General features: G+C 72.8%; 9 protein-coding genes and 2 pseudogenes. 1 reads left to right on the forward strand and 10 read right to left on the reverse strand.

Features of this window, described 5'->3' with window-relative positions; translation table 11 throughout:
• Positions 1–55: 55 nt before the first annotated feature.
• The 10 genes and pseudogenes from eboE to ACFU53_RS20465 all read right to left on the reverse strand — a co-directional run bounded on the left by eboE (position 56) and on the right by ACFU53_RS20465 (position 11206).
• Positions 56–1221: pseudogene (eboE, locus tag ACFU53_RS20420) on the reverse strand (metabolite traffic protein EboE).
• Between the two features lie 11 nt (positions 1222–1232).
• Complete coding sequence (locus ACFU53_RS20425) at positions 1233–2087, reverse strand: TatD family hydrolase (RefSeq protein WP_383994031.1); 855 nt, start codon at positions 2085–2087, stop codon at positions 1233–1235.
• Positions 2088–2358: 271 nt separating this feature from the next.
• Positions 2359–3000, reverse strand: a pseudogene (locus ACFU53_RS20430) (EboA domain-containing protein); the annotation flags it as partial.
• A 68-nt stretch (positions 3001–3068) separates the two neighbouring features.
• The gene (locus tag ACFU53_RS20435) at positions 3069–3917 is read right to left on the reverse strand and encodes a sugar phosphate isomerase/epimerase family protein (RefSeq protein WP_383994034.1); all 849 of its coding nucleotides are present in this window, start codon (positions 3915–3917) and stop codon (positions 3069–3071) included.
• Between the two features lie 33 nt (positions 3918–3950).
• Complete coding sequence (locus ACFU53_RS20440; protein WP_383994037.1) at positions 3951–5018, reverse strand: SCO3242 family prenyltransferase; 1068 nt, start codon at positions 5016–5018, stop codon at positions 3951–3953.
• Between the two features lie 94 nt (positions 5019–5112).
• Entirely contained in the window at positions 5113–6525 is a 1413-nt protein-coding gene (locus tag ACFU53_RS20445) for a phytoene desaturase family protein (RefSeq protein WP_383994066.1), read from the reverse strand.
• A 223-nt stretch (positions 6526–6748) separates the two neighbouring features.
• Positions 6749–7594 carry an inositol monophosphatase family protein gene (locus ACFU53_RS20450; RefSeq protein WP_383994040.1) on the reverse strand — a complete coding sequence of 282 codons (846 nt, stop codon included), beginning with the start codon at positions 7592–7594 and terminating at the stop codon, positions 6749–6751.
• Between the two features lie 114 nt (positions 7595–7708).
• A complete protein-coding gene (locus ACFU53_RS20455) occupies positions 7709–9571 on the reverse strand; it encodes a gamma-glutamyltransferase family protein (protein WP_383994043.1) in 1863 nt (620 codons plus the stop codon).
• 11 nt (positions 9572–9582) lie between these two features.
• The gene (locus ACFU53_RS20460; protein ID WP_383994045.1) at positions 9583–10482 is read right to left on the reverse strand and encodes a class I SAM-dependent methyltransferase; all 900 of its coding nucleotides are present in this window, start codon (positions 10480–10482) and stop codon (positions 9583–9585) included.
• A 40-nt stretch (positions 10483–10522) separates the two neighbouring features.
• Positions 10523–11206, reverse strand: a complete 684-nt coding sequence (locus ACFU53_RS20465) for a DUF4232 domain-containing protein (RefSeq protein ID WP_383994048.1) — start codon at positions 11204–11206, stop codon at positions 10523–10525.
• Between the two features lie 245 nt (positions 11207–11451).
• Here ACFU53_RS20465 and ACFU53_RS20470 point away from each other — a divergent pair, with 245 nt between their 5' ends.
• Entirely contained in the window at positions 11452–12123 is a 672-nt protein-coding gene (locus ACFU53_RS20470; protein ID WP_383994069.1) for a hypothetical protein, read from the forward strand.
• The last annotated feature ends 13 nt before the right edge of the window (positions 12124–12136 follow it).

The following is a 12136-nucleotide window of genomic DNA, read 5'->3' on the forward strand; positions in this document are numbered from 1 at the left end:
CCTTGGGGTCGAGTCGAGTGCTCACCGGCGGTCCCGCCGTGAGGCGGCGTGGTACTCACTGCTGGTCCTCCTTGAGGCCGAGGCCGGTCAACCGGTCTCGGGCCCAGGCGAGTTCGGCGGCGATGCCGCCGGGCAGGTCGGTGGGCGGTTCGGGGAGGACGGACCAGGTGTAGGTCTCGACCTCGATGTGGTCGCAGTCGGCCGAGGCCCCGCCGAGCAGCCCGGCCAGGACCCGGCCCAGCTGGTCGGCGGTGGTGCGGAGCGGCGGTTCGGGGTCGGCGTGCAGCGGGGCGTGGAAGTGGACGCGCCAGGGACCGGCGTCGGTGGGCAGACCGCCGCCCAGGGCGTCCGGCAGATCGTCGACGCCCCGGACCTCCGGGGCCTCCTGTCGCGCAGCCGTACGCGTCTGGTGCAGGAACCGTGGCTCCGCGAGCCGCCGCAGTGCGGCGCGAGCTGCGGGGTCGGCCGGGTCGGCGGCCTCGACCGCGCAGGACGCCTGAAGCTTGACGACGGGCAGCCCGGCGTCCGCGAGGCGGCGCAGGGCAGCGCCGGGCTCCTCGAACTGTACGGCGAGGTGGCAGGCGTCGAGGCAGACGCCGAGCCGCTCGGGGTCGAGGCCGCGCAGTTCCCGTACGGCCTGGGCGGTGGTCTCCACGACGCAGCCGGGCTCCGGTTCGAAGCCGACCCGGATACGGCGGCCGGTGTCCGACTCGATCCCGGCGAGCCCGGTGGTGAGCCGGTCCAGGGCGCGGCGGGCGGTGTCGGCGCGGTCCGGCGGCCAGGGCGTGCGCCAGGCCAGCGGCAGTGTGGAGACACCGCCGCGCTCGGCGTCGTCCGGGAGGAGCGCGGCGAGGACGCGGGCGCAGTCGAGGGTGTGACTCAGGCGGGCCTCGTCCGCCCAGTCGGGAAGGTACACGTCCTTCTTGACCACCTCGCGGTGGAAACCGGCGTACGGGAAGGCGTTGAGGGTGACGGTCTCCAGGCCACGCGCCGCGAGTTCACCCTTGAGGCGCTTCAACTCGCCTGGATCGGCGACCAGTTGAGAGACCACATCGCGAGCGAGCCAGAGCCCGATGCCAGCCGGTCGACACCGAGGCGCTCGCGCACCGGTTCGGCGTAGCCGGCGAGTTGGGCGAGTACTCCGTCGAGGTCCTCCGCCTGGTGGACGTTGCTGCAGTAGCCGAGGTGGACGGCGGTGCCGTCCGGATGCCGGAAGCGCATGGCCGTCCTCTTCACTCCCCGCCGCGCCGGATGGAGTTGCCCTGGAAGCTCGACTCCTCGTCCGGTTTGGGCTCGTCGAGGTCCAGTCGGCCGCTCTGCCCGTAGAAGGCGACGGGGTTGAGCCACAGCACCCGGTCCACGGCATCGTCGTCGAACCCGGCGGCGAGCATGGCGTCGGCGGCCTTCCGGGTCTTGAGCGGGTCCGAACGGCCCCAGTCGGCGGCCGAGTTGACGAAGACGCGCTCGGTGCCGTGCTTCTGGAGGATGGTCACCATGCGGTCCTCGCTCATCTTGGTCCTCGGGTAGATCGAGAACCCGGCCCAGCAGCCGCTGTCGAGGACCATGCCGACGGTCAGTTCGTTGAGGTGGTCGAGGACGACGAGTTCGGGGGCGATGCCCGACTCCCGTACGACGTCGAGGGTTCGGCGGGTGCCGGTGGCCTTGTCGCGGTGCGGGGTGTGGACGAGGGCGGGCAGTTCGTGCTCGATCGCGAACTGGAGCTGGAGCGCGAGTGCCTCGTCCTCCTCGGGCGTCATGGAGTCGTAGCCGATCTCGCCGACCGCGACGACCCGGTCCTTGGCGAGGTAGCGGGGCAGCTCGTCCAACACGGGCCGGCAGCGCGGATCGTTGGCCTCCTTGGGGTTGAGCGCGATCGTGCAGAAGTGCTGGATGCCGAACTGGGCGGCCAGGTAGGGCTCCCAGCCCAGCAGCGCGTCGAAGTAGTCGTAGAAGCTCTCGGGTGAGGTGCGGGGCTGGCCCAGCCAGAAGGCCGGCTCGACGACGGCGCGCACACCGGCCGCGTACATCGCCTCGTAGTCGTCGGTGGTGCGGGAGGTCATGTGGATGTGGGGGTCGAAGATGCGCACGGGCAGGCCTCTTCCTGGGGTTGTTCTGTGAGCGATGCCGGCTGGATGCGAAGGCAGTGTTCTTTGCGGAGGCCGAGGCGGTGGCTGCGGAGGCGGTGGCTCGCCGGAGCGCCTGCAGGGCGCGCTCGGCGGCCTCCCGACGGGCCGGCGCGGCGGCACGGGTCTCGGTGGTGAGCTGGTCGGTGAGCTGGTCGGCGGCGGGGAAGGTGCGGACGACGGGCCAGATGTCCGCCGGTACGTCCCGTCCGGCGGCGACCCGCTCGTGCGCGAAGTCGGCGAGCATACGGGCGAGTTCCGCGTCGGCGCGGGCGGCGAGACCGGCGATCCGGTCCAGCGGGATCTCGTGGAAGACGCACTTCAGTACAGCCTGCCGGTACTCGGCGTCGGGGAGCCGGGCGGCACCGTACGGGCCGAGGGCGGCCTCGATGAGGCTGCTGTCGTTGCCGCGCAGGGCTTCACGGACGAGTGGCAGGGCGAGGTCGCCGAGGGGTTCCCGGGTGCTGTCGCCACCCTGGGGGTCGGCGAACAGGTGCAGGGCCCGCAGTACGGCCCGCTGTTCGGCCGGGTCGCCATGGCGGAAGAGACCCGCCAGTTCGTCGGCGAGCGGCCGGCCGCCCAGCGGAAGCGCGCCGAGCAGGACGGCGCGGGCCGCCTCGTCGACCGTCCATTGCGCGTCCAGCCGGGCACGCCCGCAGCGTCTTCGGGCGGCGGGGAACAGGGTTCGTACGGCGGCGGGCCGGTCGGCGATCCGGGCCACGGCCTCGTCGAGCCAGGCGCGGGCCGTCGCGTCCAGCGTGTAGTGGGTGAGGAGGGTTCGGGGGTCGGAAGGGTCGGAAGGGTCGGAAGGGTCGGAAGGGTCGGAAGATACGAGGGAATCGGCGGGCTCGGTGATCGGCAGTCCGGTGGAGACCATGACGGAACAACCTCCTGCGGGGAGGGAGGACTTGACGGGTTCGTGGTGCGGGTGGAACGTGCGTCGGGTCAGGCCGTCGCCGCGCGGAGGAAGTCCAGCGAGCGACGGGCCACTTCGGGGGCGTCGAGGGAACCACCCTGGATCTCCACGGAGACCAGACCGCGGTGGTCGAGGTCCTGGAGGGCGGCGAGCACGGGTGGGAAGTCGATCTCGCCGGCGCCGAGTTCGAGGTGCTGGTGGACACCCCGCCGCATGTCCTCGATCTGCACGTTGAGCAGGCGCGGGGCGGCGAGGCGGACGCACTCCAGCACAGTCCGGTCCTCCACGCAGTGCGCGTGCCCCACGTCGAGGGTGATCCCGAACAGTTCGTGTCCGCCGACCATCTCGGCGAGTTCCAGGCACCGCTCCACGGTGTCGACGAACATGTACGGCTCGGGCTCGAAGGCCAGCGAGACGACGCACTCCCCCGCCGTCTCCAGGACGGTCTCCACGCCCGCCGCGAGCCGCTTCCACGCGTCCCGTTCCGGCAGCCCGTCGTCCGGTGCCGGGCCGCTGCACAGGTGGACGGTGGGCGAGCCGAGGTCGGCGGCGATGCGTACGGCCCGCCGCAACAGGTCGATCCTGCGCTCGGCCCCGTCCGCCATCAGTGTCGGGTGGTGCTTGGCCCAGGGGTCGAGGAGGTAGGGCGCGCCGGTCTCGACGGTCACGTCGAGTCCGTGCCGGGCCAGGTCCCGGGCGACCGCGGCCACCTGCCGGGGCAGGTCGTCCGCGTACGGGTCGAGGTGCCCGTGGTCGAGGGTGAGCGCGACACCGTCGTAGCCGAGGTCGGCGAGGACCGCGAGGACGTCGCCGAGCCGGTGGTTGGTGAAGCCGTTGGTGCCGTAGCCGAATCTGAGGGGTGTGGAAGGAGGGTTCATTCCGGCGCTGCTCCTGCGGAGTTCTGTGCTGGTTCAGGTGGGGGATATGCGCCGGGCGAGCCGCCGCGCCAGGGGGTGTACGACGCCCAGGGCCGCCGCCGCGGCCGTGGCACCGCTCCGCGCGGTCAGCGCCGCCTGCAGGGGCATCAGCCCGAGGATCCCGGCCCCGACGGCCCGCCGTACGTTCTCACCCGACGGTTCCCGTACGGCACGGGCCTGGGCCGTACCGTAGCTGCCGAGGTAGGCGAGTGCCCCGGCGGCGACCACGACGGCCCGGGCCGCGGTCGAGCGCGAAACGCCGGCGGTCGCTGCCGAACGCACGATCTCGGTGGCCCCGGCGGTCGTGCCGGACCGCGCGGCGCTGGTGGCCCCGCCGCGCTCCGAAAGACGCCCGACGCAGGCGACGGCCGTACGGACGGCCGGGAGTGCCGCGGCGAGGGCGGTGGTCGTGGAGGCGGCGAGGGTCGCGGCCGGCAGCCGGGCGGGGGCGCCCGAGATCTCGTGGCGGCTGAGCGCGGTCAGGGTGTAGGTGTGGGCGCCGATCAGCGCGGCGGGGACGGCGCCGCGCAGCAGGGCGGCGCCGGTTCCGGTCGTACGGTCCGGACCGCGCCCGGCGGCCAGGGCGCCCGCGAGGACGTCCAGGGCCCGCGCGGATGCCATGGCGGCCGGGCCGGCCGGGGTGGACTTGAGCTTCAGGTCGTACGCCCAGACGGCGCCGGCCAGTGGAAGCGCTCCCAGGAGACTCCGGCGGCCTCCCGAGACGGCGGCCAGCGCGAGGCCCCCTGCGGTGAGGGCGCCCGCGACGGCGAGGGCGGTGCGGCGCGGGACACGGCCCGACGGGACGGGGCGCTCGGGGCGCTCGACCGCGTCGATCGTGGCGTCGGCGTAGTCGTTGAGGGCCATGCCGGCCCAGTAGAGGCAGACGGACGAGCCCATCACACCGAACGTCCGCACACCCAGCGGGTGCCCGGCGGCAGCGGCACCCGCGAGCACGTCGCCCGGGACGCTCAAGGCGGCCGGTGCGCGCACGAGTTGTGCGAGGTCGGCGAGGCTCACGGCGGGTCGCGAGCCGGAGCCCGGCACCGCTTTCCGATCTTTCATGGCGGCAACTTACCCACGTGACTTGAACATTCACACGGAGAATATGTGGAGACCTTTGTCGACTTGCGACTTTGCTTTGCGTGCCGATGAAATCTCAGGGTTCCTGCCGCAGCCTCCGCCACACCGCCTTGGCCGCGTTGTGTCCCGACATGCCGTGCACGCCGGGGCCCGGCGGGGTTGCCGAGGAGCAGATGAAGACGGCCGGGTGCGGGGTGTGGTACGGGTAGAGCGAGAGCTTGGGGCGGAGCAGCAACTGCAGACCGGAGGCGGCGCCGCAGGCGATGTCCCCGCCCACGTAGTTCGCGTTGTGTGCGGCGAGCTCGGGCGGGCCGGCGGTGGCGCGGGCGAGGACACGGTCGCGGAACCCCGGCGCGAAACGCTCCAGTTGACGCTCGACAGCGTCCGTCAGATCCCCTGTCCAGCCGTTCGGGACATGACCGTACGCCCAGAAGACGTGCTTGCCCTCGGGGGCCCGGCTCGGGTCGACCAGACTGGGCTGCACGGTGATCAGGAAGGGCGAGTCGGGTGTCCGGCCCTCCCGGGAGGCCGCGTCGAGCGCCGCGCCGATCTCGGCCCTGCTCGCCCCGACCTGGACGGTCCCGGCGCTGCGCGCCTCCTCGGCGGTCCATGGCACGGGGCCGTCCAGCGCGTAGTCGAGCTTGAAGACGCTCGCGCCGTAGCGGTACGACTCGTAGTAGCCGCCGAAGCCCGCGATCCGGGCCAGGGCGGTGGGCGAGGTGTCGAAGACGTACGCGCGCGCGGGCGGCAGATCGTCGAGGCGCTTGACCTCGTAGTCGGTGTGGACGGTGCCGCCGAGATCCTTCAGATACGCGGTGAGCGCGTCGGAGATGGCCTGCGAGCCGCCCCGGGCGACCGGCCAGCCGGCGGCGTGCGCGGCCAGCGCGAAGACCAGGCCGACGGCGCCGGTGGCGAGGCCGCCGAGCGGAGCGATGACATGGGCGACGAGCCCGGCGAACAGCGCCTTGGCCCGCTCGTCCTTGAAGCGGCGCATCAGCCACGTCGACGGCGGCAGCCCCACCAGGCCGAAACGGGCGAGGGTGACCGGGTCGCGGGGCAGCGAGGACAGCGGCAGCGACATGAAGTCCCGGGCGAGCGTGTCCCACTTGGGAAGGAACGGCTCGACCAGCCTGCGGTACGCGCCCGCGTCACGCGGCCCGAACGAGGCGGCCGTCTCCCCCACCGAGCGCGACAGCACCGCCGCCGAGCCGTCGAGGAAGGGATGCGCCATGGGCAGCTCGGCGTGCAGCCACTCCAGGCCGTAGCGCTGGAGCGGCATCGCCTTGAACGCGGGCGAGTTGACGCCGAGCGGGTGCGCGGCCGAACAGGGGTCGTGGCGGAAGCCGGGCAGGGTCAGCTCCGCGGTGCGGGCGCCCCCTCCCACGGTGTCCTTCGCCTCGAACACGGCCACGGAGAACCCGCGGCGGGCCAGCTCCACGGCAGCCGTCAGGCCGTTCGGCCCCGCCCCCACCACCACCGCGTCGAGCATCGACGGCACGTCCGGACCCCTTCGTCAGCCGATGGCCAAGCTCCACCGACGGAATCCCCGCCCGCCGACAGACCTGCGTTCAGGATATGCCCGGCCACCCACAGGCCCGGGCAAGGGTGGGTTCCGCCGCGGACGCGCCGGTTCCGCTTCACCGCTCCGACCAGGACACCGGAAGGCTTTCCGGTCACCCGAGCCGGCCGGGCAACGCTCCCCTGCCCCCGGGTCAGGCTGTGTCCGACAGCAGCGCCACCACCCGGCGGGCCGTGGCCGCGTCCCGGGCGGTGGTGAACGGCAGGGCGTTGCCACCCGTGATGCGGAAGGGCTCGCCGGTCAGAGTGAGGTGGGCGCCGCCCGCCTCCTCGACGAGGAGGATGCCGGCCGCGTGGTCCCAGGCGGCCTCCCAGGAGAACGCGGTCGCGTCCAACCGGCCCTCGGCGACGGCGAGATACTCCAGCCCGGCCGAACCGCAGGCGCGCGGGGCCACACCGTCCGTCCAGAGGCCGAGCAGGGCCTGCTTCTGCTCCTCCGTGGTGTAGTCCGGGTGGGAGGTGGCGATGTCGAGGTCACGGCCGGGATCGGGCGAGCCGGCGCGCAGGGGCTCGCCGTCGAGCGTGGCCCCCTGGCCGCGTATCGCCACGGCGAGCCGGTCCAGGGCGGGCGCGTACGTCCAGGAGGCGCGCAGGACTCCGCCCTGGGCGAGGGCGACGAGGGTGCAGAAGCCGGGTTCGCCGTGCACGAACTGCCGGGTGCCGTCCACCGGGTCGACGATCCAGACCGGCGCCTCGCCCTGGATCGCCTCGTACGACGCCGGGTTGGCGTGCACCGCCTCCTCGCCGACCACGACCGAGCCCGGCAGCAGCGCGGCGAGCGCCTCCGTCAGATACAGCTCGGCGTTGCGGTCGGCGTCGGTCACCAGGTCGTGCGGGCCGGCCTTCTGATCGACCTCGTGCGCGGCGAGCTGCCGGAAGCGCGGCATGATCTCCGCGGCGGCGGCCTTGCGGATCGCTTCCTCGACGTCCGGGGCGTGCCGTGCGAGAAACTCGTCGATGGTTTCGTTGTCTACGATCATGCCTCCATGACAGCACGCGGCACTGACAATCCTCACCCGTTCGGTGTATTCGGGATGGAATCGCCATGAATACCCGGGGCGGACGGGCCTGGACGGACTCGGCCGGGCCTCCGCTCAGCGTCCGACCGCGTACCCCTGCATCCCGCGCGGATTCGCAGCCGCCGACAGCACCCCGGTCTCCGGGTCGCGTGCGACCGCGCACAGCCTGCCCTCGGACCATGCCTCGCCGACGACGACGTCGTGGCCTCGCCGACGCAGCTCGGCGACGGTCTCGGGGGGCGTACGGGACTCGACGGTGACGCTGCCGGGGCGCATGCCGCGCGGGTGGAAGGAGCCGGGGAAGCTGTCGTTGTGCCAGTTCGGGGCGTCGATCGCGCCCTGGAGGTCGAGGCCGCCGCGGACCGGCGGGCGGAGGGCGACGGCGAGGAAGAAGTGCAGCTGCCACTGGTCCTGCTGATCGCCACCCGGCGTGCCGAAGGCCATGACCGGCACACCGTCGCGCAGCGCCAGCGACGGGGTGAGCGTGGTGCGCGGCCGGCGGCCGGGGGTGAGGGAGTTGGGCAGACCCTCGTCCAGCCAGGCCATCTGCAGCCGGGTACCGAGCGGGAAGCCCAGCTCGGGCACCACGGGGTTGGACTGCAGCCAGCCGCCGCTGGGCGTGGCCGCGACCATGTTGCCCCAGCGGTCGACGATGTCCAGGTGGCAGGTGTCGCCCCGGGTCCCCCCGTCCGCCGCGAGATCGGGCTCCCCCGGCACCGGCGACCCAGGACTCCTGCTGACGGTGGGCTCGCCGACTCCCCCGAGCCCCTTCGCGACCGTGGGCTCACCGGCCCCCATGGGGTTGAAGCCCGGCTCATCGGTGGCCACCACACGCGCGTGCACGCTCAGTCGGGGGGTGCGGCCGCCCGGACCGCCGGGCCGCAGCTCGTACGACGCCGTGTCGTCGACGAGCGCCCGCCGCGCGGCGTTGTACTCGTCGGACAGCAACTCGGCGAGCGGCACGGGCTCGGCGTCCCCGTACCAGGCCTCCCGGTCGGCCATGGCTAGCTTGCAGCCCTCGACGAGGAGGTGCACGTAGTCGGCGGACCCGTACGCGGGCAGTTCGGGCGGCAGCAGGGCGAGTTGCTGGAGGAGGACCGGGCCCTGGCTCCAGGGGCCGGCCTTGCACAGGGTCCAGCCGTTCCAGTCGTACGTCGCCGGGGCCTCGTAGGAGGCGGACCAGGCGGCCAGGTCGGCCATGGTGAGCGTCCCGGCGTGCCGTTCGCCGCTGGTGTCCAGGGTGGGCCGTCCGGCCTGCCGGACGAGGGCCTCGGCGATGAAGCCGGAGCGCCACACCTCGCGCGCCGCCTCGATACGGGCCTCCCGGTCGCCCGCCCCCTCGACCTCGGCGAGCAGCCGCCGCCACGTCGCGGCCAGCGCCGGATTGCGGAACGGCCGGCCCGGGCGGGGCGCCCGCCCGTCCGGCAGGTACACCTCCGCCGACGACAGCCACTCCTTCTCGAAGAGGTCACGCACGGACTCGACCGTCGCCCCCACGTTCTCCACGGGCGCGTGTCCGTCCTCCGCGTACCCGATGGCGTACTTCAGGACATCGGCCAAATCCTTGGTGCCGTGGTCGCGCAGGAGGAGCATCCACGCGTCGAACGCGCCCGGCACGGCGGCCGCCAGAGGCCCCGTGCCGGGCACCAGCTCCAGACCGAGCCCCCGGTAGTGCCCGGCCGACGCCCCGGCGGGCGCGACACCCTGACCGCACAGCACCCGGACCTCGCCGTCCGCCGGCGCGAGGACGATGGGCACCTCACCGGCGGGCCCGTTGAGGTGCGGTTCCACGACGTGCAGGACGAAGCCCGCCGCCACGGCCGCGTCGAACGCGTTGCCGCCGTCCTCCAGGACGGCCATCGCGCACTGCGACGCCAGCCAGTGTGTGGAGGACACCATCCCGAAGGTCCCCTGGAGCGTCGGTCGAGTGGTGAACACGGGCGGACTCCTCACTGCGCGACGGACGTTCGGTGATCGTACGCAGCGCTCCGGAAGGCCCTCGGGATCAGCCCCCCGCCGGAACGCCGTCCCACCGTCAGCACATGCCCGCTCGCCCCCAGCAGCGACGGCTCCGACTCGATCCGCCGGGTCGCCGCAAGCACCGCCTCCCGGCGCTCCGGGTCGTCCAGCCACTCCTCCACGCCACCCATCAGCCAGGCGACACCCTCGACGCCGTACTGCCCCTCGGGCGCGAGCCCGGCCTCACCGAACTCGCCCGGCACCTCGGCGGGGTCGGCGAAATAGGCGGTGGTGAAGTGCGGGTCCGCCGACGAGTACCCGTGCCGGCCATCGACCGAAACGGCGTCAATGCGTTCACGGCGCTCCGGAATGAAGTAGTTCCCTTGCAGGAGCGTGTCGTTGAGCCCCGCGAACCGGTTGATCGTGGCCACGACCACCACGCCACCCGGGCGCACGGCCCGCCGGGCTTCGGCCAACGCCCTTACCCGGTCCAAGCGTTCGGGCAGATGGTAGAGCGGCCCGAGGAGCAGCACGACGTCGTACGCGGTGTCCTCGGCGGGCAGCGCGCGGGCGTCCCCGAGCCGGGCGGTGACCCCAGGCAGCCGCCCGGACCGCTCGACGTGCATCGGCACGGGATCGACGACCTCGACCTCGTGCCCGTCCTCCTCCGCCAGCCACTCGGCATGGATCCCCGTGCCGCCGCCGACGTCGAGGACGCGCGCGGGAGCGTCCGGCAGAAGCCGCCGCAGAATGTCCTGGGTGCGCCAGAACTCCAGGCGTCCGGCACCCTGTCTGAGGCGGGTGTTCTCCCCTCCGCGCTCGTAGTAGGCGAGGATCTCCTCGCGCAGGGAAGGGAGTTGGGACTCGGTGGCGTACGGTAACCGGTTCATGCACCCAGGGTGCTGATCGCCACGATGGCACCGCAACTGGTTAAGACCCGTCGGCGACCTGTGCCCACGCCGTCGTGGCGAGGCGTCCCGTGTTGCCGAGGTCTAGGCCGCCCTCGGGGGTGAGGACTTCGGCGGGCCGGCCCGCCAGCGGGGCGATGCGCAGCTGAGGGGCGTTGACGGCGGGTACGTCCGCCTCGGTGACCGTGTTGCGCCAGACCAGGTCGGTCCTGGCGGACTCGCCGGGCTTCAGGGTGACGGTGTGCGCGCCGAAGTCGGGCACACCGGTGGTGATGTGTCGCGAACCTTGGAGGACGCGTACGTCGCCGTAGGGGTCTCCGCTCTCGTCGAGCACCTGGATCGACGGGTAGCCGTTGACGGTGTACGGCTTCGTGCCGCAGTTCGTGAGGGTCACGCCCATGGCCCGCAGTCCCATCGCCGATTCCACGAGGCCGGGCACCATCCGCACCCCGGAGGCCGGGCAGGCGGTCGAGGTGCCCCCGGTCGGGGACGCACCCGGCTGCGACTCCGCGCCCCCGGGCGGCTCCGAGGCCCGCAGCCCCTCGGGTGCGTCCGTGCCCGCCGACGAGGCCGACACCGAGGGCCCCGCACGGTCGGGGTCGCGCTCGCGGTCCAGTTCCTCCGAGAGTCCACAGCCGCCGACGGCCAGGGTCAGTGCCGCCACGAGGAGCGCGCGGGAGGCCGTACGGCCGCGTATCGGGATCATGAGCCGATCCTGACACGCACCCCCGGCGGAAGCCGTGACTCCGCCGATGACACGGAAGACACCGACACGGAGACCGCCGACGCAAGGCCCTCCGACACGAAGACGACGCCCGCGTCTTGAACCACGAACCCCTGTCACCACGTATACACAGAGCGAGTTCGCACTTTCGTCCCACAGGTAGTCGTGTGACACTGACGTACCCCACCGCCCGGCGGTACCGCCGCCTCGACCCCGAGAAGTGCGCTGTGCGTGATCTCCCTCTGCCGCTCGCCCTCACCGCGCGACTGCTGCCGGTCGCCGTACTCGCCACCGCGGGCTGGGCGTTGTCGTCCGGTCCGCTGTCCGCGAGCCCGGCCGAGAAGGACTCCACGCAGGACACCGCGTCGGGGCCCGTCTCGACCTCCGAGTCCGCGCCGTCGACATCGGCCGCGGCCAAGACGTACGCGAAGGCGCCCTCGCCCTGCTCCGGCGTCACGGAGAAAACGGTCAAATCCCTTGTTCCGGGCGCGAAGACGGCCGGCAAGGAGATCGCGTCGACCGACGAGTCCGTGCGTCGCACCTGTTCATGGAACGCGCTCAAGGGCTTCGACTATCGCTGGCTCGACATCTCGTACGAGATCCAGCAATCGGACGACAGGGCCGAAAGCGCCTATAAGGCGCGCACCGCGGAGAAGAGTGGGGGCGGCGCCGTCCCCGGTCTCGGTGACGAGGCCTACTCCGTGGTGAACCTCACCACCGAGGACAAGCAGCAGACCCGCGAGGGCGTGGTGTACGTCCGCATGTCCAACGCCCTGGTGGTCGTCACCTACAACGGCAGCGACTTCGAGTCCCAGAAGGCGCCCGGCACGGACGAGATCAACAAGGGCGCCATCAAGGCCGCGAAAGAGGCGGCGGCCGTGCTGGAGGACGCCCAGTAGGGGTACGCCTCTC

The organism is Streptomyces sp. NPDC057474 (assembly GCF_042802555.1).
Lineage (GTDB): Bacteria > Actinomycetota > Actinomycetes > Streptomycetales > Streptomycetaceae > Streptomyces.

Excerpts from the sequence above, each read along its gene's own strand:
- ACFU53_RS20440 (WP_383994037.1), bottom strand. The coding sequence starts at position 5,018 with ATGAAAGATCGGAAAGCGGTGCCGGGCTCCGGCTCGCGACCCGCCGTG.
- ACFU53_RS20465 (WP_383994048.1), bottom strand. The coding sequence starts at position 11,206 with ATGATCCCGATACGCGGCCGTACGGCCTCCCGCGCGCTCCTCGTGGCG.
- ACFU53_RS20450 (WP_383994040.1), bottom strand. The coding sequence starts at position 7,594 with ATGATCGTAGACAACGAAACCATCGACGAGTTTCTCGCACGGCACGCC.
- ACFU53_RS20435 (WP_383994034.1), bottom strand. The coding sequence starts at position 3,917 with ATGAACCCTCCTTCCACACCCCTCAGATTCGGCTACGGCACCAACGGC.
- ACFU53_RS20460 (WP_383994045.1), bottom strand. The coding sequence starts at position 10,482 with ATGAACCGGTTACCGTACGCCACCGAGTCCCAACTCCCTTCCCTGCGC.
- ACFU53_RS20445 (WP_383994066.1), bottom strand. The coding sequence starts at position 6,525 with ATGCTCGACGCGGTGGTGGTGGGGGCGGGGCCGAACGGCCTGACGGCT.